At 38.0% G+C, this 24,137-nt stretch carries 21 protein-coding genes; 13 read left to right on the plus strand and 8 right to left on the minus strand.

The annotated features are described in order from the left end of the window. Positions 1–49: 49 nt before the first annotated feature. Both cas10d and cas3 read right to left on the minus strand, forming a co-directional pair. A complete protein-coding gene (gene cas10d / locus FJR05_RS20655; RefSeq protein WP_168645852.1) occupies positions 50–1,900 on the minus strand; it encodes a type I-D CRISPR-associated protein Cas10d/Csc3 in 1,851 nt (616 codons plus the stop codon). Positions 1,901–1,986: 86 nt separating this feature from the next. Continuing rightward, the gene (cas3, locus tag FJR05_RS20660; protein WP_168645853.1) at positions 1,987–4,110 is read right to left on the minus strand and encodes a type I-D CRISPR-associated helicase Cas3'; all 2,124 of its coding nucleotides are present in this window, start codon (positions 4,108–4,110) and stop codon (positions 1,987–1,989) included. Between the two features lie 468 nt (positions 4,111–4,578). Here cas3 and FJR05_RS20665 point away from each other — a divergent pair, with 468 nt between their 5' ends. The 4 genes from FJR05_RS20665 to FJR05_RS20680 all read left to right on the plus strand — a co-directional run bounded on the left by FJR05_RS20665 (position 4,579) and on the right by FJR05_RS20680 (position 8,237). Then, positions 4,579–5,448 carry a WYL domain-containing protein gene (locus FJR05_RS20665; RefSeq protein WP_254447002.1) on the plus strand — a complete coding sequence of 290 codons (870 nt, stop codon included), beginning with the start codon at positions 4,579–4,581 and terminating at the stop codon, positions 5,446–5,448. A 92-nt stretch (positions 5,449–5,540) separates the two neighbouring features. Next, positions 5,541–6,347 (plus strand): inositol monophosphatase family protein, encoded by an 807-nt coding sequence (locus FJR05_RS20670; protein WP_168645855.1) that lies wholly within the window; start codon positions 5,541–5,543, stop codon positions 6,345–6,347. A gap of 45 nt (positions 6,348–6,392) precedes the next feature. Continuing rightward, positions 6,393–7,004: a hypothetical protein gene (locus tag FJR05_RS20675; RefSeq protein ID WP_168645856.1), complete on the plus strand. Its 612-nt coding sequence runs from the start codon at positions 6,393–6,395 to the stop codon at positions 7,002–7,004. Positions 7,005–7,280: 276 nt separating this feature from the next. After that, positions 7,281–8,237 (plus strand): alcohol dehydrogenase catalytic domain-containing protein, encoded by a 957-nt coding sequence (locus FJR05_RS20680; protein ID WP_168645857.1) that lies wholly within the window; start codon positions 7,281–7,283, stop codon positions 8,235–8,237. Between the two features lie 298 nt (positions 8,238–8,535). Here the strand turns inward: FJR05_RS20680 and dnaK are convergent, their stop codons facing one another. Then, on the minus strand, positions 8,536–10,434 hold the full coding sequence (gene dnaK, locus FJR05_RS20685; RefSeq protein ID WP_168645858.1) for a molecular chaperone DnaK: 1,899 nt from the start codon (positions 10,432–10,434) through the stop codon (positions 8,536–8,538). Between the two features lie 434 nt (positions 10,435–10,868). Here dnaK and FJR05_RS20690 point away from each other — a divergent pair, with 434 nt between their 5' ends. Together FJR05_RS20690 and FJR05_RS20695 are read left to right on the plus strand one after the other, a co-directional pair. Then, a complete protein-coding gene (locus FJR05_RS20690; RefSeq protein ID WP_168645859.1) occupies positions 10,869–11,051 on the plus strand; it encodes a hypothetical protein in 183 nt (60 codons plus the stop codon). A 100-nt stretch (positions 11,052–11,151) separates the two neighbouring features. Then, positions 11,152–12,366, plus strand: coding sequence for an RNA-guided endonuclease TnpB family protein (locus tag FJR05_RS20695; RefSeq protein WP_168645860.1), 1,215 nt, complete (start codon positions 11,152–11,154; stop codon positions 12,364–12,366). Between the two features lie 11 nt (positions 12,367–12,377). On the opposite strand, the gene FJR05_RS20700 is transcribed toward FJR05_RS20695, so the two are convergent. Beyond that, complete coding sequence (locus FJR05_RS20700) at positions 12,378–13,250, minus strand: phosphodiester glycosidase family protein (protein WP_168645861.1); 873 nt, start codon at positions 13,248–13,250, stop codon at positions 12,378–12,380. Positions 13,251–13,389: 139 nt separating this feature from the next. Here FJR05_RS20700 and FJR05_RS20705 point away from each other — a divergent pair, with 139 nt between their 5' ends. The 3 genes from FJR05_RS20705 to FJR05_RS20715 all read left to right on the plus strand — a co-directional run bounded on the left by FJR05_RS20705 (position 13,390) and on the right by FJR05_RS20715 (position 17,344). Next, the gene (locus tag FJR05_RS20705) at positions 13,390–13,974 is read left to right on the plus strand and encodes an rRNA large subunit pseudouridine synthase E (RefSeq protein ID WP_168645862.1); all 585 of its coding nucleotides are present in this window, start codon (positions 13,390–13,392) and stop codon (positions 13,972–13,974) included. A 161-nt stretch (positions 13,975–14,135) separates the two neighbouring features. Next, positions 14,136–16,052: a serine/threonine phosphatase gene (locus FJR05_RS20710; RefSeq protein ID WP_168645863.1), complete on the plus strand. Its 1,917-nt coding sequence runs from the start codon at positions 14,136–14,138 to the stop codon at positions 16,050–16,052. A 35-nt stretch (positions 16,053–16,087) separates the two neighbouring features. Beyond that, positions 16,088–17,344: an FHA domain-containing serine/threonine-protein kinase gene (locus FJR05_RS20715; protein ID WP_168645864.1), complete on the plus strand. Its 1,257-nt coding sequence runs from the start codon at positions 16,088–16,090 to the stop codon at positions 17,342–17,344. On the opposite strand, the gene FJR05_RS20720 is transcribed toward FJR05_RS20715, so the two are convergent. The 4 genes from FJR05_RS20720 to dnaA all read right to left on the minus strand — a co-directional run bounded on the left by FJR05_RS20720 (position 17,330) and on the right by dnaA (position 21,058). Next, positions 17,330–17,947 carry a Uma2 family endonuclease gene (locus tag FJR05_RS20720; protein WP_168645865.1) on the minus strand — a complete coding sequence of 206 codons (618 nt, stop codon included), beginning with the start codon at positions 17,945–17,947 and terminating at the stop codon, positions 17,330–17,332. The two genes, FJR05_RS20715 and FJR05_RS20720, sit on opposite strands and share 15 nt — an antisense overlap. A gap of 370 nt (positions 17,948–18,317) precedes the next feature. Further along, positions 18,318–18,536 (minus strand): DUF4327 family protein, encoded by a 219-nt coding sequence (locus tag FJR05_RS20725; RefSeq protein ID WP_027402742.1) that lies wholly within the window; start codon positions 18,534–18,536, stop codon positions 18,318–18,320. 431 nt (positions 18,537–18,967) lie between these two features. Beyond that, positions 18,968–19,399, minus strand: a complete 432-nt coding sequence (locus tag FJR05_RS20730; RefSeq protein ID WP_168645866.1) for a nucleoside deaminase — start codon at positions 19,397–19,399, stop codon at positions 18,968–18,970. A 246-nt stretch (positions 19,400–19,645) separates the two neighbouring features. Then, positions 19,646–21,058 (minus strand): chromosomal replication initiator protein DnaA, encoded by a 1,413-nt coding sequence (dnaA, locus tag FJR05_RS20735; RefSeq protein ID WP_168645867.1) that lies wholly within the window; start codon positions 21,056–21,058, stop codon positions 19,646–19,648. 129 nt (positions 21,059–21,187) lie between these two features. On the opposite strand from dnaA, the gene FJR05_RS20740 reads away from it, so the two are divergent. From FJR05_RS20740 to def, 4 genes are all read left to right on the plus strand, one after another. Continuing rightward, positions 21,188–22,444 carry an HhoA/HhoB/HtrA family serine endopeptidase gene (locus FJR05_RS20740; protein WP_168645868.1) on the plus strand — a complete coding sequence of 419 codons (1,257 nt, stop codon included), beginning with the start codon at positions 21,188–21,190 and terminating at the stop codon, positions 22,442–22,444. Positions 22,445–22,752: 308 nt separating this feature from the next. After that, positions 22,753–22,941 (plus strand): plasmid partition protein ParG, encoded by a 189-nt coding sequence (locus tag FJR05_RS20745; protein WP_016948698.1) that lies wholly within the window; start codon positions 22,753–22,755, stop codon positions 22,939–22,941. A gap of 36 nt (positions 22,942–22,977) precedes the next feature. Then, positions 22,978–23,349 carry a hypothetical protein gene (locus FJR05_RS20750; RefSeq protein WP_168645869.1) on the plus strand — a complete coding sequence of 124 codons (372 nt, stop codon included), beginning with the start codon at positions 22,978–22,980 and terminating at the stop codon, positions 23,347–23,349. 161 nt (positions 23,350–23,510) lie between these two features. Further along, on the plus strand, positions 23,511–24,044 hold the full coding sequence (gene def / locus FJR05_RS20755; protein ID WP_168645870.1) for a peptide deformylase: 534 nt from the start codon (positions 23,511–23,513) through the stop codon (positions 24,042–24,044). The last annotated feature ends 93 nt before the right edge of the window (positions 24,045–24,137 follow it).

Here is a 24,137-nt window from a genome sequence, read left to right on the forward strand (position 1 = left end):
TACTTCTACCTACCCTATAAACTCTCGAAAGTGGGGGGAGAGTGAAAAACTACGAATAAAGATATGCTGGAAAGATATATAAAAATACTGGTTGTTGTTCTTCTAGTTTTCCTGGTGGTGCATTCCAAAATGCTTGACGTAATAGCATTTCTAAAGACCAAATTTTTGATATTCCTCGTTTAATTCTGCCTCCTCCTAAAGCATTTTTATTGCTATATTGTTGAGGTTTAAACAAAACTACAGTATCTAATTGTTCTTCTGCTGCTGCTTCACCACTGCTGAGAGAACAAATCGGTTGATTAGTAGTTTTTGCTTGGGAATAAGCAGTTAATTCTTTGGCAAATTCTGAAGCTTCTTGAGTTGTGGTGAAAACCTCTAAATATTGGGATAAGTAGTTAATAAATGCCTGATGAGTAGGACTACTATTTTCTTTTAGTAATTGATTATCCTCTGCCCAAATCGCTAGATTATTACTTAAAGTTTGTATGTATTCTATAATCTGTTGATCGTCTAAACTGGCATGATTAGCAATATAATGAGCCGCCACTTGATACCATCCATAATTGACTCCTCCTGATTGAATTTGTGCTTGTTCTGGAGATATATGATTTTGCAATTCTAAAGTTGTTAAAATCCAAACTATGTAATCTTGGGAATTAGCAAAAAATTCTCTTTGAGATAGAATAATAAACTCGGCTAATCTATCTGCACGAAGATCAGCCCCAGTTAGTAAAAAATTATGTTCTGTTTCAGTTAAATTTAATTTTTCTAAACGTTTAGGTGTGGCAGGTGATTTAGCATTAGCAACTTTGGCTTTGACAACTTCAGGAAGTATTCTAATTAAATCAGTAGGGGTAAATAATTCTAAAGTTTGCGGGGCAATTTTTAGACCTTTACCATCACGAACAAAGCCCACATCACCACTTTGAAAATATGCAGCTAATCCTTTTTGATTGTTGTCTTCATCTCCGTGAATTAAATTTTGCCAAACAGTTGTTTGGATCTCTTTTATATCTGGTGAAACTAAATCAGCAGGTGCTAAATAAATAACACCTTGGGCAAAACAAAGGATTTCTTCCCAACCTAATTGACGGGCAAAATTAACAACTGCATTATGTATTTGATTAGTAATTAAGCCTCGACAATCGCGTAAACGATGATAAACTAACTTTTTAGGAATCTTTAACCAATATAAATGATCTCGCAAGCGATCGCCTTTTGTACTGGTAACAATTTCTGCGGGATCAGATATATGTACTGCAATGTCTCCAAAAGCCAGTAAATGGCGTAAAATATCTGTCAAACGAAGATCGGATATAGTAAATTGTCGTTGATCATTTTCCCAATTAGAAAGAATAATATTAGTGTCAACGCCAAATTGAGTATTTTGGGCTAAAAATGCTATTTCTAACAAGTATTCTGACCATTCACTCCAAAATTTATCAAAGTTTAATTTAGTGCCTAAATCTTGACATAAGTTGATAATTTCCTCAATTTGATGGGCTTTTGGTGGTGCTTGTTCTTCTCCTTTACCTTTAACATATTTGTTATAATCATGTAATGTTATGCCTAAACACAACAACTTTTTTTCTACAGGTTGTAATTGTTTCTTTGGTGATAAATGAGAACTCAAATTCCATGCTGTTAATAATCCGTTTAGAACATGAACTAATAAACTTTGATCAGCTTTACTGGCAAAACGTTTAGCATTTGATTGAGCATATTTATCACCCTGTTTAAGCAAGTTTTGGTAATGGATTTCTTCTGAACCACCCATAGCAGAAATAAGTGCAAATTCCCTTTCCATTTCTGGTAATACCGTGTCAATAAATGATTTTAAAATTGAGTCAGTATCTTCGGGTAAAGTTTCAATCAGTAATGCTTGTAATAGTGTAGGCATAAATTCAATAATTCCAGATTTAAGATAAAAAAGTTGAGTGATTTTTATTAGTCCACTTGCGTGGACTTTGCTTGTGTAGCCGCTATTTAAAAAATGTACGGTTTACTGCGTTCACAAGGTTTAATTCGCCATTTTATTGCTTCTAGTAACAAAGCATCTTGGTTAAAGGCACAAGCATAAAATTGTCCATCTGCATCTTTTAATCTGTACATTCCAAAAGTGGAACTTAAATAAAGAGTCCGACTAATTTCCCAATGACTATTAGATTGACTCCGATTTACTTGGACTAAAAAAGCCAGTAATTTTTGTTTCTTCAAACAACGACTGACTTCTGTTTGGGGATGTCCAGAAATACTCAATTTATCAATTAGAGAAAGTGTACATTGCTTTATTTCATCACTTGAGCGATCGCATTCTAATTGAATATGAAATCTGGTGTCTGACCATTGTTGAATTTTCAAATAAATATGAATATATTTTTCCGGAAATTCTGTATAGGGATGATTGGCATTTTCGGCAGCTTTTAAAAAGTTCTCTCTGTCAATTATTTCTACTTCTGCATAGGTTAATAACTTCAATAAATCATAGGTGTAAAAACGTCCTTGATCCCAAACAGCGGCTTGGACATCAGAACCACCTCTAAACCTTAATAACTCCTGTTGTACCGCTTTACCTGAACCACATTTATCATTCCCTAAAGCAAACCAATGTCCACGTTTTTTATCCAATTGTTCACCGTAAACAAGACGCAGATTCTCAGATATTTTATTTTGTAATTGTTCTATTACTCCTTCTTTTTTCCGACTCATATTCAGTAACATTCCTTGGGCTTGTAATGCACCCCAATATTTATGATATGCGTCAAAATCTTTAGGTGCATTAAATACTTCTTCAATAATTTCTCGGAATTGATGACGATCATATTCTGAATTAGTTAATTCTTTCTCTAATCTAGATTTAATCCAAGGAGTACGACCCGATAAAAGGATAAAAGCCTGATATTCATGAAATCCGGGATGACGACCTAAACGCCCCAACCGCTGAATAAATGTAGCAGAATCACTAACTTCAAAAATCAATAAATGAATGCGGAAGTCTACACCCACATCAACGGCAGAAGTTCCTACAACTAATACTGGTTGATCAGAATTTTCTGATTCATTCCGAGTTTTAGACCTCTCTTGTTTATCAATGCGTCCGCTAACTTCACGGACTATAATATCGGGCATTAAATTCTGTAATTCTCGGACTGTTCTACTAACTAAAGCTACAGAATTAAGAATAATTACGCCTCTACCTCTTCCTTCTTTTTTTAGAAGATTACGGATTGTTTGATATTCTTGAATTAACCAAGTCAGAGAATCACCATCTTTATCTAATTGAATAAATTCTAAGTTGATGGGTTGACAAATTTGCCGATATCCAGGGGTTGGTTGATTTTGATATTCTCCACTAATTGTTTTTAACTTAAAGCCAGCAGTTTGTAATAGTTTAATAAATTGTGGTTTAGGAGTTGCAGAAGTAAATAAAACTCGCATGGGACGCTTTTTAGGACGATTATGGCGAATTAATAATAAACTGTTGAGAATTGCTGATTCTTGATGTAATCCAAAAATATGAAATTCATCAGCTATATATAAATCGGGATGACTTGCAAGAGTTAATGGTAATAATTCACCATGATTATAAGCAGGATTTTGATAACGAAAATGAGTAACTAAATGAAAAATATCAGGATTTGTCAGAATTATATATTTATGCTTGAGAATAAATAGTAATTCTTTAAATTTGTTACTTTTCTCTGCCTGTGCCACTAATTCTGCTAACTTTGCACCATAGAGACTTTCTACATCATCAATATCCGCTAAATTAAACTTTTGATAATAATCAATAATCTGTCTTTCTTGATCTGTAACTAATTCAATGGTCGGATAAAGTCCTATTACTTGAAACTCAGGATTTAGCAAACTTACTAAATAAGCAGCTAAGGATTTACCATCACCTGTAGCAGATGTATTAAATATAATCTCTGCATCACTATTAGTAATGGCGTTATAAGTTTCCGCTTGATGAGAAGATAAAGGACAATCATCACCTTCTCCGAAATTAGGCGCTTGTTGTTTGACTTTGCAGGTTTGTATACATCCCAAAGCACAAGCACCTACCCCTCCATTCAGTTTGGAGTATAATGGCAGTAAAGAAATTTTCACGGTGAAGTAAGTATTTATTGGTATGAGATTAATTTAATACTCCTCAAAAAAGAAATGTTATCAAAAAATGACTATATCTGAAAAAGTTTTGGTATAGGCAAATTAAACTATAAAGGTGCGGAAACCGCACCCCTACAGGAAACTGTGGTTTAAAAGCTGCTAAATAGGTAGGGCTTGCTGAATAAACACAAAACTTAGATAAATCAAGAGTTTGAAGGTGAAAAAGGTGAATCAGATGCAAAGAATAAGGGTGGAAATTAGCAAAAACCTATCATTTGACCAGATTCAAGACTATTCTTCTCTTCTTCTAATTCTTCCTCCTGACTCCTGACTCCTGACTCCTAGCCCTGACAGATAACTTTTTCAGCAAACCCTAGATAGTGATTTGATATGTCATCAAAAAATGATACGCACTCTTACCAAATAGGGTTCGCGCTGGAGATACTGAAGCTACTGGCCGAACAACCCATGAAGAAAGATAAATTGACTATAGCATTAGGCGATCGCGGATTTGGTGATGGTGACTTATCCCAAAAAATTACCCGCACTATCAGTAAACTGCGAGACTGCGGGTTTGAAATCACATCTGCACCCAATCGTCCTTATGAATTAGTTACATCAGCATTTCCTGTTATCCTATCAGAAGAACAACAAAAAGCATTAGCAATGGCGGCTGAATTATTAGCAAATCTAGGTTTTTCAGCCGAAGCAGGACATATTTATCAAATAGGTAAATTTCATCAACAACAAAAATCCTCACTCACTACAGACTTTCATCCCCCGATTGATTATGGTGACGAAAACATCAATCAGATCATCAAACAATTACAAGAAAGATGCAAACAAAAACGACGGTTTTTAATTGATTATCGTAACAGAAATGGACAAGAAAATCGCTGGGATTTGGATAAATCTGAACTGAGATTACATAATGGAGTTCTCTATTTATTCGCTTTAGTTCCCGTATTTCGTAGCTTTAATATTCAAACTATACCCAATGTAGAACAAAATTTACTTTTAAGAATAGACCGTATTACTAAAGTTGGTGTTGCTTCCCAAACACTTTGGACTTATAGTAAATTTCCTACTCTTGATATTACCTATCGTCTCGCAGGAACTTTAGCCAACTACCAACCCCGCAGACCTCACGAAGAAATTATTTCCTCAGAAGAAATTACAGATTATGTTGATATTTTAACTAAAGAAGATTATATATTTTGGTTTCGTCAAAGAATGCTACAATATGGCGAGAATGCTATTGTTTTACAACCTGATTGGGTCGCAGCATATATTCAAGATACTTTGAAAAAAGCTTATGGCAACTACTGTGTTGAATAAATATAGATTTTTGCTTTGTACCGAATTTTATATTGATCCATCTGTGATAAAATCACTTAATAATTGACAACTAACAACTGAAAACTAATCAAATGAATGATTTTTGGAATACGATTTTAGACTTTGCAGAAACTACTACTACTAGAGTAGGAAAACAATTAATGCAGGATTTTGGCAAAGTCCAAGCTTCACAAAAATCTGATGGTAGCTTAGTCACAAAATCCGATAAATGGGCAGATCAAGAAATTAGAGATGCGATTGTTTCTACCTTTTCCGGTTACGGTATTTTGAGCGAAGAAAGTGACCAAACTTTTCCGAATACAGAATGGTGTTGGGTCATTGATCCTTTGGATGGTACGACCAATTTTACCAGAGGTATTCCGATTTGGTCTATTTCTTTGGGCTTACTTTATCGAGGAATACCCATTTTTGGTTATGTTTACGCACCACCATTAAATCAAGCCTTTCATGGATTTTGGGCAGGTTCATCGGGCTTAACAACGCCAACAGGAGCATTTTTAAATAATCATCCCATTCATACCAGTAAAGATGCTCCCAGCAAAAACCACTTTTTTAACCTTTGTTCTCGCAGTACCGACATTATTCAACCGGGGTTTCCCTGTAAAATTCGGATGTTAGGAGTTGCTAGTTATAACTTTCTTTCAGTTGCAAATGGTGCAGTTTTAGGAGGAATTGAAGCCACACCCAAGGTATGGGATATTGCAGGTGCTTGGGTAATTGTGCAAGCTGCTGGTGGGACGTGGATATCGCTTGATTCTGAGTCTTTTCCATTATCGCCGGGAATGGATTATAGCGATCGCTCTTTTCCCACAATCGTTGTCAGTAATTCCGATATAGTTCCGATATTTACACCATTTCTCTCCAATCTTAAACTCTAAAACATCTACTACCATTTCTTCTAGTTATGAAAAAAGGCAGATGCTATGACTAAAATCAAAATCTTACAGGATAATCAATCCTACACATTTCGGTCTTACTTCGAGTTACCTTATGAAGCAGATGATATTCTAGCGGAATTTGATTATACACTAATTAAATCCCATCTATCTTTACCACAAACTACCCAAACATTAAATCAACTACCAGAACTCAAACAAAGAATAGAAGACATTTTACCATTCATCAGTTTAAGCAATGAAACCGCTAGAAGAGAAACTCTAGTATCTCCCATACTATTAGAAGTAATTCGCTATTGTCAATGTCAAATGCGAATTGAATATCCTCTATCCATCAACAATCGGCTCAAAGGAAATCTTGATTATCTGTTACGGTTAAAAAACAATTTGCTAGTTATCGAAGCTAAAAACGATGATCTTACTAGAGGATTTACTCAACTAGCAATAGAGTTAATTGCTTTATCTCATATTGAAGAAAAAAGTACGTTATATGGTGCAGTAACAATAGGAAATGTTTGGCAATTTGGTAAAATTGATAGTAGTCAGCAGCAAATTACCCAAGATATTAACTTATTTAAAGTTCCTGGAGATTTAGATAATTTAGTCGCTGTAATTGTAGGAATTTTAGAAGGAGTATAAATATTTAGCTCCTTGATATATAGCGGTATGCACTTAAATAAGATACAATCAGTAAATCGCAAAACCCGTAGGGGCGCAGGGCCTGCGCCCCCGATTAATTGCATCCTCACGATAACCGCTATAGCAGTTTCCATGCAAGTGAGGTAAAAAAGTCAGTATTAAACGCAGATAAACGCAGATGAACACAGATAAATTTGTACCTCATTAGACTAGAAAAGGCTATACAATTTTTAATAGACAATAAATGATTTTAACATTTTTCCCAATCAAAAACTTATGAAAGGACTTTGGTTAGAAAATAATCAACTAGAATTACGCACCAATATTCCTATCCCTGAACCACCACCAGGAGAAGCCTTAGTGCGGGTTTTGCGAGCAGGAATTTGTAATACAGACCTAGAATTAATTAAAGGTTATTATCCCTATACTGGCATTATCGGTCATGAATTTGTTGGTATTGTCGAACAAGGTCCCCAACAGTTAATTAATCAAAGAGTTGTTGGTGAAATTAACGCCGCTTGTGGTACCTGTCGTTTTTGTCGTCGCGGACAACCTACACATTGCGAAAATCGCACCGTTTTAGGAATTGTTAACCGTAATGGTGCATTTGCAGAATATCTATCTTTACCTATTGAAAACTTGCATCTTGTCCCCGAAAATGTATCTACAGCAGCCGCAACTTTTACCGAACCCATAGCCGCAGCATTGGAAATTCAACAACAAATACAAATATGTCAAGATGATCGAGTATTAGTCGTTGGCGATGGTAAACTAGGACAACTAATAGCCCAAACCTTAGCCTTAACTGGTTGTGAATTATTAGTAGTCGGAAGACACAAAGACAAACTAATAAATTTAGCAGCAAAAGGAATTAAAACAGGTTTAGCTGATAGCGTCACCGATAGATATTTTGATATCTCCGTTGATTGTACCGGAAATCCCGAAGGTTTTAATATTGCTCGTCGGGCTTTACGTCCTCGTGGGACATTAATCTTAAAAAGTACCTATGCGGGAAATCTTAGTTTAGATGCTTCCTCTTTGGTAGTAGATGAAATTACCCTGATTGGTTCTCGGTGCGGTCCCTTTGTTCCAGCGTTAGAATTGTTAGCGACGGGAAAGGTAGATGTCCAATCTTTAATTGATAGTTATTATCCCCTTGCTCAAGGTTTAGAAGCTTTTGAAAAAGCCAAAACTAAGGGCGTTTTAAAAGTGTTGTTGGAAATGAGTTCGTAATCATGATTGATAGGATTATCTAAACACGGTTAAGACATAAACTTTAGCTCTTGCGTCTCTTTTATGGAGAAAACTAAAATTACTCTTATTTAATGCCTATCAAGACAGTTGCTATACTTGAGAAGGTTATAACTTGCGTTTTCACATCCATATATTCCCTTTAAGCAAAAGCTCAAATTGTGACCGTGTAAAGAATACAATAAATCCAAAAAATAAAAAATACCCATCCAGTTATTGCGCTGGGTGGGTATTAATCGTGTAGGGGCAGGGTTTTCCCGCCCTTAATGAGAATTTATGACTACTTGCTTTCAGTGAAATCAGCATCAATGACATCATCACCAGAAGGAGCAGAACCACCGCTTGGAGGTTCAGTACCAGCCGCACCAGCAGCATCACCAGCTTGTTGATAGATATTGCTACCAATAGCAAATAAAGCTTGTTGCAGTTCGGGCATTAACTTCTCAATTTGAGCATCATTTTCTTGAGCAACCGCTTCTCGGATTTCCTTAACTAAACCTTCAACCTTAGTCTTATCAGCATCGGGGACTTTATCACCCAACTCTTGTAACTGCTTTTCAGCTTGATAGGCTAAAGAATCAGCTTGGTTTTTGCGTTCAATTTTTTCACGACGTTCCTTATCAGAAGAAGCATTTTGTTCAGCTTCTCTCACCATGCGTTCTACATCATTCTTATCCAGAGTAGAAGCACCAGTGATACTAATAGATTGTTCCTTACCAGTTCCCTTATCCTTAGCCGCAACATTGAGAATACCGTTAGCGTCAATATCAAAAGTAACTTCAATTTGGGGAACACCACGAGGAGCAGGAGGAATACCATCCAAACGGAAAGTTCCTAAACTCTTGTTATCATTGGCAAATTCTCTCTCACCTTGGAGAACGTGAATTTCCACATTGGTTTGTCCGTCTACAGCAGTAGAGAACACTTCTGATTTCTTGGTAGGAATTGTGGTGTTGCGAGGAATAATCTTAGTCATGACACCACCCAAGGTTTCTACACCCAAGGATAATGGTGTTACGTCTAACAACAAGATACCTGTAACATCACCAGCCAAGACACCCGCTTGAATAGCAGCACCAACAGCTACCACTTCATCAGGGTTAACGCTTTGGTTAGGATCTTTACCTAACACCCGCTTCACCACATCTTGAACTGCGGGAATCCGGGTAGAACCACCAACGAGAACCACTTCGTCAATATTGGTCTTATTTAACTTCGCACCTTTGAGTGCATCTTCTACAGGAATGCGGCAACGGTCAATCAAATCAGCGCAGAGTTCTTCAAACTTAGCACGAGTAAGAACTGTATCCAAATGCTTTGGACCGTCCTGAGTAGCAGTGATAAATGGTAGGTTAATTTCTGCTTGAGTAACGCTAGAAAGTTCAATTTTGGCTTTTTCTGCGGCTTCAGTCAGACGTTGTAAAGCTTGCTTGTCCTTCCGTAGGTCAATACCTTCATCTTTTTTGAACTGTTCAGCTAGGAAGTCAACGATTTTTTTATCAAAGTCGTCACCACCCAAGTGAGTATCACCAGATGTTGATAATACTTCAAATACACCGTCTCCTACTTCTAGAACGGATACGTCAAAAGTACCACCACCCAAGTCAAATACCAGGATAGTTTCGTTGCTCTTTTTATCAAAGCCATAAGCCAAAGAAGCTGCGGTAGGTTCGTTGATAATGCGGAGAACGTCAATACCAGCGATTTTTCCCGCGTCCTTGGTAGCTTGACGCTGAGAGTCGTTGAAGTAAGCAGGAACGGTAATTACAGCTTGGGTAACAGTTTCACCCAAATATTTACTAGCATCTTCAACCAATTTGCGGAGAACTTTCGCAGAAATTTCTTCGGGAGCAAATTGTTTACCAGCGCCAGGAGAATCTACTTTAACGTTACCGCCACTGCTGAGAACTTTATAAGAAACTTCTGTAGCCTCGTTGGTAATTTCGTCGAAACGACGACCAATAAAGCGTTTTACAGAATAAAAAGTATTTTCGGGGTTCATTACCGCTTGGCGTTTAGCGATTTGACCAACTAAATTGTCGCCGTTTTTGGCAAATGCAACTACCGAGGGTGTTGTCCGAAAACCTTCTGCATTAGCGATAACGGTGGGTTTACCACCTTCCATTACTGCTACACAGGAGTTAGTTGTGCCTAAATCAATTCCAACTACTTTTGCCATTTTGGGTGTTTGCTCCGTATAAAATTACTAAATGAACTCAGAGAGAATATAAAATTGCATTAACTAACTGCTAATAACAATCAGTTGCCCAAAAAGAAACGAATGGCTTTGCTGGGAATACAATCCCAAACTAGGCTACCCAGGGCAAGAAATAGAAATAAACTCAGTGGTAGCCATTCCATGCGGGGTGGTTTACCGAACCGTTAGGGGAACGGTGAATTTTATAAATTATGTCTAGTGGTTTCATGGATTTATGTGCTTTCACATTGACTAATGTATGGGAATTAATACTTTCAGGAATTGGGGTGAACCGTAACTTTATAGTCGTATTTGCCGTCAAACCCCATTAAAAATTCAAAATTATACCCCTGACTCCGTAATTCAGGAGTCAGGAGTCAGGAGGAAAAATTAGAAGGAGATAAGAATACGTTTATATGGCTAACGCCACGCTACGCTATCAGCAAACCCTAATTCGTAGTTATTCCTCTCTCCGCTGCTCCCTGCTTTATTTACAAAGAAAACTGGTGGGAAGTTTGAAAGCCCCTGAGAAACAGGAACGAAGTTCCATCTTTCGTGCTACCCTTCGGGAACGCCAAGGGCGAACAGACAGGGGATGAAAAACGGCACGATAGGTTTTAACCTATTTCAGTGTTTCATCTCTAATCTTCTTGACAGTTTTATACTATGGAAAATAGTATAAGGCTGGAGGTGAAACCGATGCTAGTTTTTGAGTTTAAGGTTTACGGAAAATTAGTTCAGCTAACAGCAATAGACGATGCAATTCGCACCGCTCAATTCGTTCGCAATAGCTGTATTCGGCTATGGATTGACGCTAAAGATATAGGTAAAAACGACTTGCAGAAATATTGTGCTGTGTTGGCTGCTAATTTTCCGTTCGCTAATGAACTCAATTCGATGGCGCGACAAGCTAGTGCAGAACGAGCATGGTCTTCTATCACTCGATTCTATGAGAACTGTAAAAAAGGGATTTCCGGTGAGAAGGGATATCCTCAATTCCAGAAAGACTGTCGTTCTGTTGAATATAAAACATCAGGATGGAAACTTGCTGATAATCGTAAATCCATCACGTTTACCGACAAAAAAGGGATTGGTAGATTAAAAATCAAGGGAACTCGTGACCTTCATTTCTACCAAATCAACCAAATAAAACGGGTAAGACTTGTAAAACGGGCTGATGGTTATTATTGTCAGTTTTGTATTGATGTTAACCGTCAAGAAAATATAGAACCATCGGGAAATACGATTGGATTAGATGTAGGTTTAAAAGAATACTACGCCGATTCTAATGGCGTAATGATTGAGAATCCTAAGTTTCTGCGTATTGGAGAAAAGGTTCTTAAACGTTCACAACGTCGCGTTTCCAGAAAAGTCAAAGGGTCAAAAAATAGAGGCAAAGCTAGACAAGTTTTAGGAAAACGCCACCTCAAAATAAGTAGGAAACGTAAAGACCATGCTGTAAAATTAGCACGGTGCGTAGTTCAGTCCAACGACTTGATAGCCTACGAAGATTTGAGAATTAAAAATCTGGTGAAAAATCATTGTCTAGCTAAGTCTATTAACGACGCATCCTGGTATCAGTTTCGTGTTTGGCTGGAATACTTTGGTAAAGTGTTCAAGAAAGTCACAGTGGCGGTAAATCCGCAATACACGAGCCAAGAATGCTCTAGCTGTGGTGAAATTGTCAAGAAATCTCTATCCACCAGAACGCATATTTGTCAATGCGGTTGTGTGATGGATAGAGATGAGAATGCAGCTAGAAATATCCTGAGTCGGGGATTGAGTACCGTAGGGCATACGGGAACTTTCATGCTAGACATGAGCAACGCTTTAGGAGATAAGTCCTCTACTCGTGCTGGAGAAATCCTGGACGAGCAAGTCGTGTCTTTGATTAAAGAATCCCTGTCTCTTTAGAGCGGGGAGTGTCAAGAAGCAGGTATGGGAGGGCGTTCTCCTTTTTGAAACTTGAGCCATGCTTGTTCTAAGGCTGTGGGGGCAGGATTTGTGGCATCATAAATGACGATGACATTGGTTAAAGGTCTACCAGCAGGAACTACAATGTTAGTCTTGTTGGCTAAGGCTCTAGATGCTCCACCATCTAAGTTCATGGCTTCATAACAACCGATCGCTTTCATTGCTTCTGCTTCCTGCTGTAAAGTGAGGTTAATTTCAAAATTGGCTAAAATCAGCTTTGTGCCGTCCTGAGTAAAACCAATGGCTGTACGGGCGCTATTACCTAATACAGCAGGATCTTTAAAGCCTTCAATGCTGGGATTTATCCATATTTCCCCCTGTCGCAATAATCTCGGACCACAAGTAAGAGAAAACCAATGTTTATTCCATTCCGGTTTGCCGTCTACTCTAGCTGTCACCATTTCTGGTTTATTACCAACTCCTAATCCCAAGGTAGTTCCAAAATTTTCCCACCGACTGTATTTGACAAATTTTCCCCCAGCTACCATGTTACCCATGACTGTTTTTTGGGGATTTTTGGCAAAGAATGTCCCGTTAGCAACTACAGCAGCCTTATAACGCGCCACCAATTTACTAAATTCTTCATCACCACTGGTTTTTTGAATGGTGTTCGCAAAGCTGGCATTTTTGGCCAACCCCATTGTAATCAAGGTTTTTGGATTTGTGAGGTCAACTATGGTTTGATAGAAAGGGATACCATTAATTTGACTTTTGTTTACCTGTACAGGTTGAGCATAACTAGGTAATGTCAAGGTTAATCCCTGTGCTAAGGTTGCCCCACCCAGAAATAAAAAGGATCTGCGGCTGATTTTGCTAATTGTCATAATATAAGTAGTCTGACAAAATTAAATTTACTTGTTGAAAGAGGGAATTGGTGATTGGTAATTGGTAATTGGTGAAAACTATTCTTCTTCCTCCTGAACTCCTGAACTCCTGACTCCTGACTCCTGACTCCTATATCTTATGAATAATCGGTATATTATTTTTCACAAACCCTATGGAGTTTTGAGCCAATTTACTCAAGAAAGTCCCAAACATATTACGCTGAAAGAGTATATAGATGTTCCCGATGTTTATGCTGTGGGGCGTTTAGATTGGGACAGTGAGGGGTTACTGTTGTTAACAAATGATGGACAGCTACAGCACCGTTTAGCACATCCGCGCTTTGGTCATCAACGTACCTATTGGGCGCAGGTAGAACGTATTCCTGATATTGATGCAATTCATCAGCTACAACGTGGGGTAGAGATTCAAGATTACCGGACTCGCCCTGCTCAAGTTAGGTTATTGTTAGAAGAACCATCCGTAGTCCAACGTATTCCACCCATTCGATTTCGGAAAAGTATTCCCACCGCTTGGTTAGAAATGACCTTAACTGAAGGTAAAAATCGCCAAGTTCGTCGCATGACGGCTGCTGTGGGTTTTCCGACTTTGCGGTTAATTAGGATAAGTATTGGTAATATTCAATTAGATGATTTAGCACCAGGACAATGGCGAGAACTCACTCCCTTAGAAGTCACAAGATTAAATCATTCACCGGAAAAATAGATAAAGGTACTGTAATACCAGTATATAAAAGAGTGTCAACAATACCACTTGATTCTTAAGTCACATAATTTTAATTACAGTTATTTAATTGTGGAGCGTTTGAATATTTGTGGCTAGAGAGACTGAAAGCACCTTAGCAGAAAAATCAAGGAAGTCCGACTATGCTGATTTGCCCCCAGTGTAAATTTGAAAACGGTGATAGTAATAAGTTCTGTCAAAGCTGTGGTACATCCTTAGCTCATAAAATCTGCTCTGAATGCAATGCCGATATATCTTTAGATGCACAGTATTGTTATAAATGTGGTGCAGAATCTAGAACAGTTTGGTATGCGATTATTACTCAGGCAGTAGATAAGGTAGTTTCTGTTGTTGCGGAAACGGCCCCATTAAGCCAAAATTTAGAAAATATAGCGAATGATAATGGTGATTCTAGTCCTCTTTCTAGATTTGTTTTAGATGCTTATTTAGATTCTAGGCAGCGTTATCGCTTATTAGAGTCTCCGCAAGTATTTGCGGATTATATAGAAGTCAAGGTTCTAGATTGTCAACCTTACGAAATATCACTGATTGGGGCAATGCTTTTGCACGAAGCCAAGATGGATATAAAAACAATTCCGGCTCTAGCACAAGCTTATCTAAAATTGCAGGTAGATAAGCACCCAGGAATCCCCAATATTCATGATGCTTGGCAGCAAGATGATCTTCAAGTAGTCTTGTTGGCAGATAAATCCAATTTCCCGACATTGCTTGATGTTTTGCGACAAGATACAACCAATCCGTTAGAAATTTTACATTGGTTTTATCAAACGACTCAACTTTGGGAGTTGTTAGAAACTGTGAATTGTCGCCAAAGTTTGTTGGAGTTGTCGAATTTGCGCTTAGATGAAGACCAAACTCTAATACTACAAAGGCTATATATAGAGACACCGTTACTGACACCACAACCACTTGAAGTTTTAGATTTGACGGAAATTCCAGAGAATGGACAACAAGCTTTAACTCTTAAAAGTTTGGGTCGGATGTGGCAAACTTTGTTTAAAGAATCCCAGTACACTCCATTGGCTTGTGTGGTGCAGATGTTGGAGGATGTGGAATCTGGGAATATTCAATCTGTAGCACAATTGGTATCGCATTTAGAAGAAATAGCAGAAGAATGTAATCAGGAACAACCAACTTCTTCACCTGTCTTGCCACTAAGTGATGATACAGAAAATAAAAGTGATGAAGCCCCAACGTTAGTCCTATCCATGCAGCTAAGTAGCGTAGAATATGCAGCAGCTACTGATGTAGGTCGTCAACGTGATCATAATGAGGACTATTTTGGTGTTGATAGTCAAGTTCACAAGATAGAGTTACCAAGAAATAGTCAAGTTATAGCACAAGGTTTATATATTCTTTGTGATGGTATGGGTGGTCATGCTGGAGGTGAAATAGCTAGTCAATTAGCGGTAAATACGATCCGTCAATACTTTCAAGAAACTTGGGTAGATAGAGAATTGCCTCGCAAGGAGTCTATTCGTCACGCAGTTTATTTGGCTAATCAAGCTATCTATGAGCTTAATCAAAAAGAAGCTCGTTCTGGTGTTGGTCGCATGGGTACTACTTTGGTCATGCTACTACTTCAGGATAATCAGGCGGCAATTGCTCATGTAGGGGATAGTCGTCTTTATTGGCTGACTCGGAAGCAAGGACTAGAACAAATAACTATAGACCATGAAGTTGGTCAACGGGAAATTGCTAGGGGTATAGAACCTAGTATTGCCTATGGACGTGCAGATGCTTATCAACTTACCCAAGCTTTGGGCCCACGCCATGAAGATTATATCCATCCTGATGTGATGTTATTTGATGTCAATGAAGATATGCTTATGGTATTGGTGTCAGATGGTTTATCAGATAATGACTGTTTAGAAACTCATTGGCAAACTCATCTCCAACCCTTATTAAGTTCTTCTAGTAATTTAGTCACAGGGGTTCAAAATTTAATTGAATTGGGTAATGAACACAATGGACATGACAATATTACAGCTATACTGGTACGAGTGAAAGTCCGACCATCTCAGCAAAGTTGCTTCTAAAATTAGTTTTTTGATCTTAAATTTTAGGTTGTATTGTGATTACTCTGACCCTATTAGAAAAAAGCACAAAAACACCGCTGAAACAGTGGTGCTTTGAGGGTTCTACCGTCGTTCGCATCGGCCGGGCGGTAGATAATCACGTTGTTTTGGCTGATAATTTAGTTTCTCGGTATCATTTGGAACTGAAATTAGTTACTAATGCTAAAGGAGATAATTGGGAGTTAATTAGTCATGGGACTAATGGCACTTTCCTCAATGGCTCTTTGGTTACTAAATCTATCGTTGCTGATAATTCTTTGCTGCAATTAGCCCAGGGTGGTCCTGTACTCAAGGTACAAATTCAGGAATTATCTCCTCTAATTATTCCAGTTTCAGGTTCAGGAGATGGAGAAATTAATCAAAAGATAATTCCCGAATATTCCAGCACTAGTTGTACTCACGAAGGGAACCATCCCAATAATGTATTTTGTGTTCACTGTGGTCAACCCATTTTGGTACAAAAGACTATTCGCCATTATCAGGTATTACGCACTATCGGTAAAGGCGGTATGGGTACTACCTATTTAGCTTGGGATAGTGTTGGTGAAATTACTGGTGTACCACAATTACTGGTAATTAAACAGATGAATGCTGATATGGTAAAAATTCCCAAGGCTCAAGAGTTATTCATCCGCGAGGCTAGTATTCTCAAGCATCTTAATCATCCGGGAGTTCCCAAGTATTATGATTTCTTTGTGGAAGATGGTAAAAAATACTTGGCTATGGAGTTAATTCATGGACAAGATTTAGATAAACGGATTCGCTTCACTGGGCCTGTAACTCCGAAGCAGGCGATCGCTTGGATGGTGCAAACTTGTGATATTCTAGATTATCTTCATCATCAAGAAACACCATTAATTCACCGGGATATTAAGCCGGCTAATTTGATGGTGCGGAGTGGTAATAATAGTATTGTGGTGTTGGATTTTGGTGCTGTTAAGGAAATTGGCACAAAACCAGGAACTAGAATCGGTGCTGAGGGTTTTTGCGCTCCTGAACAGGAACGGGGACAACCGCTTACCCAATCGGATTTGTATGCTATTGGTCCGACGTTAATTTTTTTATTAACTGGGGAAAATCCTTTGAAATTTTATCGCCAAAGGGGACGGAATTTTCGCTTTGATGTCAAAGGGATACCAACCATTAATGATAAATTAAGACAGGTAATTGATTGTGTGACTGAACCTCTACCACGCGATCGCTATCATACTGCAAAAGAGTTGGCTCAGGCATTAATATCAGTCAGCAGTTAGCAAAATCTGGTTAGCGGTTAGGTTTAATTCGGGAAAAGTACGGGAAATTATTTGCTCATTGTCTCTAAAATGGTTAATTTCATACTCATCACCAATTAGAGAACAAACAGATATGGTAGGTTGTTTTGGTTCACCCACAAATTTACCAGCACCAAAGGGTTGATAATCAACAATCCAATATTCTTTAATTCCCATTTCTTCATAATCACTATATTTTCTATAGTAATCAACTCGCCAATTGCTACTCACCACTTCAATGATTAATGGCACAGAATCACCCTGAGTTACTGTTGCTTTTTTTTCCCAAAGCGGCTCATTGACTAAATTGGTGGAATTTATCAACAGAACATCTGGACAATAGGCTGATTCCGTTGTTGGTGGTTTAACTAATGCCTGTTTGGGAATAAAATAGGGAAGATCAAGTCTGTCAAACTCGACTGTCAATTTTCTAGATAAAAACCCGGTTCTGCTTTCGTGTTTTCCTAATGGCGGATTCATCTCAATAATTTCCCCATCATGCAGTTCATAAAATCCGCCTTCTGGTTTCCATTTAATAAACTCTTCAAAGGTTACTAACTGGGTTTTAGGTAAGGTTTGAACCATAATTTACCTACCTTGATAAAAATGCTTGAGTATGTGTTTGGACGGGGAATTTTAGATTTTAGATTTTAGATTTTAGATTAAAAAATTTAGTATCAGTCTCCGTCCTCTAATGATGGAAAAATACTCGCTGCGCTGCTTACGCTTCGCTAACGTAAATTCTAAATCCAAAATTTTCCATATCTATACTTGAGGGTGGAGTGAATCCAAAATCGTTCGACTGAGGGAAGTCGAAGTCCAAAATCATCAATCCAAAATCGAGTGACGAAAGAATTGCACCCACCATAAAAACAAGGACAAAGCTCTATCCTTGCTAAGGGTAGGCGTATCTACGTCAAATCTATCCTAGATATAGCCAATCTAATTGAGATGTTTAATCGTCGTCCCACTTTTCCACTGCTAATAAATCGCCAATTGGATCTTGAGTGCTAAATCCAAAGTCTAGCAACTCCTGTTTCCAATGTTGCCAATCATCGCCATAGAGTAAGGCAATTTTCCAAATCCTATCATTGGGTTTGATAATATTGGATTCTACGAGTGATTGCACGTTGCGCTGCAATTTCACCATTGGGTGAATTACTTGCTGAATCATAAACTGGGTGTATTTCAGATTTTTGTGTGTAAATTCTTGATCAAAACAGCCTTCCGCTTGCAATTATTACCTGCGCGTAGAGCAATTATAGTTTGGCGAAGCTAGTTCTAACTCCTCCACTATACCATAACTAACAAGAGTAAGCTGCTTAGGAGTTCGGTTTTGTACGGTAATTACCACTACTAAACGCTATTTAGCTGAATAGTCGTGGCAATATCCAGCCTGCAAGGTTTTTAGGCTTGCGATCGCCATCATAACGCAACTGGAGAAAATTGACACTAATTTCTCAATTTTAATTGTGAGGAGTCAGTAGTCAGTGGTCAGTGGTCAGTAGTCAGAACGGAAGAGGTTTCTGGAAAATTTTATTCTTCTTGCTTCTTATTTCTTCTTCCTTCTTCTGACTCCTGACTCCTGACTCCTTCTTCCGACTCCTATTCCCCAATGTCTTCCAGCCAAAGTTCTGGGTTAGTTGTAATAAATTCACGCATCATTTGTTCACATTCATCTAAATTTAAATCTACGACTTCCACACCGTGAGATACCATAAATTCCTTAGCGCCAGGAAAAGTTTTGGATTCTCCAGCAATAACTTTTTTAATCCCAAATTGCACCACAGCACCAGCACACAAATAACAAGGCATTAATGTGGAGTAGAGTATTGTACCTCTGTAGTTACCAATTCTGCCCGCATTACGGAGGCAATCAATCTCCGCATGAGTTACAGGATCACCATCTTGTACGCGCTTATTGTGTCCCTGTCCGACAATTTTACCATCCTTAACCAAAACAGAGCCAATGGGAATTCCTCCTTCTTGTCTACCTTGTTTAGCCTGGAGAATTGCAGCATTCATAAATTTATCCATTTGTCAATACTCCTGATATAAAAAAACAAATGATCTGGATAGTTGCCTGTGGAAAAACTGTGGAAAAACTATCCTAAATTTTTCCAAAATCATAATACTTGATGAAACCGATAAATAATAAATTAAAGTTTTCCCCAGGTTTGCTGCAAAAAATTGGATTTTGACCGCAATTTTAAATAAAAATTAATCATTTATTATATTTTTCTTAAAATTCGGACTTAATAGTGCAGATTTTCATGGGAAGAGTTAGTTTTTTTGGTTGTGGAAAACATCAACGATATTAATTTTATTTTTGGTAGTAGCCATTTGGATGCGATCGCTCAATTGGTGTAAAGTTTGAATTAAACTCTGATCACTATCTTTCAACTGAGTAATCTTTTCACAACTATACATCACAGTCGTATGATCTTTACCACCAAACTCCTCCCCTATCTTGGGTAAACTCAAATTCGTAAGTTGTCGCATTAAATACATTCCTATTTGCCTAGCCCAACTTATTTCTCGACGACGGGAATTACCCTTCAAATCCTCAATAGAAACATTCAAAGCATCGGCAACTATATTTAAAATTATCTCAGGAGTAGTTTCTATTTTCTGACTAGGAGTACCTAAAATCGGTGATAGATTTTCCACAGTCATAGGTAAACCCCAAATAGAAATATAAGCCAAAGCTCGAATTAACGCCCCCTCCAACTCACGGATATTAGAAGTACAATTAGAAGCAATATATTCAACTACCTCTCGTGGTAAACGAATATTTTCATACTCAGCTTTTTTTTGCAGAATAGCCATTCTCGTCTCTAAATCAGGCATTTGCACATCAGCAATTAGCCCCATAGAAAACCGTGAACACAACCGTTCTTGTAAACTGGGAATTTGATTAGGAGGACGGTCTGAGGCAATTACAACTTGCTTGCCCGCCTCATGTAAAGTATTAAAAGTATGAAAAAATTCCTCTTGAGTATATTCCTTCCCCTCCAAAAACTGAATATCATCAACTAGCAGCATATCAGCCGCTCGATAGTGTTCGCGGAAACTTTGCATACTATCTTGACGAATAGCAGTAATCAAATCATTTGTAAACTGCTCCGTAGACACATAAAATATCTTAGAATGAGGACAGATTTCCCAGCGATAATTACCAATAGCTTGCATTAAGTGAGTTTTCCCCAAACCCACACCACCACATAAAAATAATGGATTAAATTCCCTACCTGGATATTCTGCCACAGCTAAAGAAGCCGCATGAGCCATGCGATTATTAGCACCGACAACGAAACGAGAAAAAACATATTTAGAATTTAAATCTGAAGTCTTTTGCGAATTTATAGGAGTATTTGCCGAAATATGATTTATTGCTAGTAATTTCCCCTCAACTTCCGGTTTATCCCCATGAGAAACTTCCTTATCCTCAACTACAGTAATATAAATCTCTATTGGATAACCCACAATATCTTGGACTACATTAGCAATAGTATGGATGTAATACTTCTGAAGCCAATTGCGAGCAAAAGGATTAGGAGCATATATTACCAAACAGTTATTTTCTAACTGCTGTGCATAAGCTGTTTTAATCCAAGTTTCAAAGGTAGGAGGGGCTAACTCTAACTGTAAACGCTCTAATACACGATTCCATAAATCATCTATGGGAATTTCCATTCACACCACCTTTATCCGTAATTCATCATTCCTAATTTGTAATTACCCCTGTGTCATCTATAATCACTCTGATAAAAACCTGGTAGCTAATATTCTAGCACCCACTAACGAATACGGAGCAATAATCACATGAGAAAGATTAATAATCATAACTTAGCAACACAAAATATTAATACTAGATTTTTAGGGCAAAACTTGGGAAATAAAGGTAAAAAATTGATCGCAGTGTGTGGTGTAGCATTTTTTATGCTCGGAGGTTGCACGAATCTCAAAAAAACCACCACAGAAATCGAACCTAGCAATGCACAACCACAAAAAACTTCTGCACCCACAACAGAAATTGCTCCTCCCGCGATTTTCTCCGCTTCTGGAGATCCTAACTTTGTTGTTAAAGTAGTACAAAAGGTGGGAGGTGCAGTTGTTCGCATTGATTCCACGAGAACCGTCACAACTCAAGCACCAGACGAATTTTCCGATCCCTTTTTTCGCGGATTTTTTGGCAATAGAATCCCCAGAGAACGAGTAGAAAGAGGTAGCGGTTCGGGATTTATCATTAATTCATCTGGGCAAATTTTAACTAATTCCCACGTTGTAGACGGTGCTTATTTAGTTACAGTCACCCTCAAAGATGGCAGAACTTTTAAAGGTAAAGTATTAGGTGAAGATGCGGTAACAGATGTGGCAGTAATTCAAATTGAGGCCAATAATTTACCCAGTTTAGCTTTAGGTAAATCTGATACTTTACAACCAGGAGAAGCCGTGATTGCTATTGGTAATCCTTTGGGTTTAAATAATACTGTTACCTCTGGAATTATCAGCGCTACAGATCGTTCTAGTAGTGATATTGGTGCTAGTGATAAGCGTGTTGATTATCTACAAACTGATGCAGCAATTAATCCTGGAAACTCCGGTGGACCATTACTAAATGCTCGTGGTGAAGTAATTGGCATGAATACAGCAATTATTCAAGGCGCTCAAGGTTTGGGATTTGCCATTCCTATTAATACTGCCCAAAAAATCGCCGAAGAACTAATTGCTAAAGGTAGAGTTGATCATCCCTATTTGGGAATACAAATGGTGACATTAACACCAGAAGTTAAGGAAAGAATAATTGCTCGATTTGGTGAGAAAATAAATTTATCTGCAACTGAAGGGATTCTATTAGTGAGGATTGTTCCTAATTCACCCGCAGCTACCGCTGGATTACGTCCAGGAGATGTGATCAAAAGTATGAATAATCAACCAGTTTTGAAAGTTGATGAGGTGCAAAGAATAGTAGAAAATAGTAAGGTTGGCATTCCTTTACAAATGCAAGTAGAGCGTAATGGCAAAATTGCTCAATTTTTAGTTAAACCTGCACCTTTACCAGTAAATAAAGAAATGTGATTAATGTTTTCTTGGCATTAGCCCTGGACAATGGTACGGTCGCCCTGGTCGGTGGATGTGGTAGAACTCGTCCCGAATTACGTGATTTGCGTACTACCGGACAAGGTTGCCTTTAGAAAAATATCACCAAACCGTCCCGTAATTCAAGCCCTTCTTGAGGTGAAAAAGTTGGGTTTGAATACCTGGACTTTTGGCATTAGCCAAAACAAACTTTTCAGCTATCTTTCTGATATCAGAATCAATTATTTTCACGATTAAGAGGGATAAGCAATAAAATGAACCAATAAACTAATGAACAATATTTTTAGATGGAAAAATCTGTATTTGTAAGAGGTCGAGTGACTGAAACAGTGCGGGCAAGGTTTAAATCTGCCTGTGCCTTACAAAATAGAACTATGGATAGCGTGATGGAAGAACTGATACTCAATTGGCTAGAACAGCAAAATCCCAATTCAACAGCACAAAATCCAAAAGTGCAAAATCCAAAAGCAAGTTAGTGATCGCCCAACCTCCCACACCACACCCACAGAACCATGACAACTGAACCATCCCGACTAGACCGGATAGAAGCCATTTTAGAGCGCGTGGCAGTACAACAAGAAACTACTGCTGCCAGATTGGATAACTTAACAGGTAAAGTTGATGAGATTGTCTATAAAGTTGACGACTTCATTAGTACAGCTACTACTGTTTTAGGACGTAGCACAATGTTGGATGAAATAATACTAAGCAATAATACTAGAACGTCAATACTGGAAAATATTGTTGTGAGACTTGATCGTAATCAGGAAGAGAGTAACCGCAATTTTGAGCTACATCAGCAACGTTTTGAGGAAAACCAACGCTCAACTAACGCTGCTTTAGAACGACTAGAGGCAATTTTGATACAACTAATGGATAAATAGCGATCTCTACTGTTGGCATTAGCCAAAACAAACTTTTCAGCTACCTTGCTGACATCAGAATCTATAATTTCCCAATCATCCCAAGGTAATTTCATTCTGGGGATGATTGTTGATTTGGTTGTGTTTTTATTGTTTTTATTAGAATTATATAGGTATTAAAAATGAATGAATTAGCACCCATTATTAAATTAGGTAATCCGATATTACGACAAAAAGCTGTTGCGGTTGAGAATGTTCAAGATGAGAAAATTCAAAACCTCATTGATGAATTAATTACCTCAGTTGCTCAAGCCAATGGCGTGGGAATTGCTGCACCACAAATAGCCGCATCCTATCGTTTATTTATTGTCGCTTCTCGTCCTAATGCCAGATATCCCCATGCTCCAGAAATGCAACCAACAGCAATGATTAACCCCCGCATTGTTGCCAATTCTTCAGAAGTGGTTAAAGATTGGGAAGGTTGTTTAAGTGTACCGGGAATTAGAGGTTTAGTTCCTAGATATCAAATAATTGAAGTTGAATATACGGACCGAAATGGCAATTTACAAAAACAAGAATTAACTGATTTTATTGCCAGAATTTTTCAACATGAGTATGATCATCTCGAAGGATTAGTATTTTTAGATCGTGTAGAAAATAATCAGGATTTAATTAGTGAGGAAGAATATCAGAAATCGGTAATTGGTAATGGGTAATTTTTTTATTCTTTCTTCCTCCTGAATACTGGGCGCAGGTAACTGTTCACACTCCCCCACTAAAAAGGAATTAGGAAGTAACAGGGATAGGAG

The organism is Dolichospermum sp. UHCC 0259 (assembly GCF_009711935.1).
In the GTDB taxonomy this organism is placed as follows: domain Bacteria; phylum Cyanobacteriota; class Cyanobacteriia; order Cyanobacteriales; family Nostocaceae; genus Dolichospermum.

Excerpts from the sequence above, each read along its gene's own strand:
- cas10d (WP_168645852.1), bottom strand. The coding sequence starts at position 1,900 with ATGCCTACACTATTACAAGCATTACTGATTGAAACTTTACCCGAAGAT.
- FJR05_RS20665 (WP_254447002.1), top strand. The coding sequence starts at position 4,579 with ATGAAGAAAGATAAATTGACTATAGCATTAGGCGATCGCGGATTTGGT.
- FJR05_RS20670 (WP_168645855.1), top strand. The coding sequence starts at position 5,541 with ATGAATGATTTTTGGAATACGATTTTAGACTTTGCAGAAACTACTACT.
- FJR05_RS20675 (WP_168645856.1), top strand. The coding sequence starts at position 6,393 with ATGACTAAAATCAAAATCTTACAGGATAATCAATCCTACACATTTCGG.
- FJR05_RS20680 (WP_168645857.1), top strand. The coding sequence starts at position 7,281 with ATGAAAGGACTTTGGTTAGAAAATAATCAACTAGAATTACGCACCAAT.
- dnaK (WP_168645858.1), bottom strand. The coding sequence starts at position 10,434 with ATGGCAAAAGTAGTTGGAATTGATTTAGGCACAACTAACTCCTGTGTA.
- FJR05_RS20690 (WP_168645859.1), top strand. The coding sequence starts at position 10,869 with ATGGCTAACGCCACGCTACGCTATCAGCAAACCCTAATTCGTAGTTAT.
- FJR05_RS20695 (WP_168645860.1), top strand. The coding sequence starts at position 11,152 with ATGCTAGTTTTTGAGTTTAAGGTTTACGGAAAATTAGTTCAGCTAACA.
- FJR05_RS20700 (WP_168645861.1), bottom strand. The coding sequence starts at position 13,250 with ATGACAATTAGCAAAATCAGCCGCAGATCCTTTTTATTTCTGGGTGGG.
- FJR05_RS20705 (WP_168645862.1), top strand. The coding sequence starts at position 13,390 with ATGAATAATCGGTATATTATTTTTCACAAACCCTATGGAGTTTTGAGC.
- FJR05_RS20710 (WP_168645863.1), top strand. The coding sequence starts at position 14,136 with ATGCTGATTTGCCCCCAGTGTAAATTTGAAAACGGTGATAGTAATAAG.
- FJR05_RS20720 (WP_168645865.1), bottom strand. The coding sequence starts at position 17,947 with ATGGTTCAAACCTTACCTAAAACCCAGTTAGTAACCTTTGAAGAGTTT.
- FJR05_RS20725 (WP_027402742.1), bottom strand. The coding sequence starts at position 18,536 with ATGATTCAGCAAGTAATTCACCCAATGGTGAAATTGCAGCGCAACGTG.
- FJR05_RS20730 (WP_168645866.1), bottom strand. The coding sequence starts at position 19,399 with ATGGATAAATTTATGAATGCTGCAATTCTCCAGGCTAAACAAGGTAGA.
- dnaA (WP_168645867.1), bottom strand. The coding sequence starts at position 21,058 with ATGGAAATTCCCATAGATGATTTATGGAATCGTGTATTAGAGCGTTTA.
- FJR05_RS20740 (WP_168645868.1), top strand. The coding sequence starts at position 21,188 with ATGAGAAAGATTAATAATCATAACTTAGCAACACAAAATATTAATACT.
- FJR05_RS20745 (WP_016948698.1), top strand. The coding sequence starts at position 22,753 with ATGGAAAAATCTGTATTTGTAAGAGGTCGAGTGACTGAAACAGTGCGG.
- FJR05_RS20750 (WP_168645869.1), top strand. The coding sequence starts at position 22,978 with ATGACAACTGAACCATCCCGACTAGACCGGATAGAAGCCATTTTAGAG.
- def (WP_168645870.1), top strand. The coding sequence starts at position 23,511 with ATGAATGAATTAGCACCCATTATTAAATTAGGTAATCCGATATTACGA.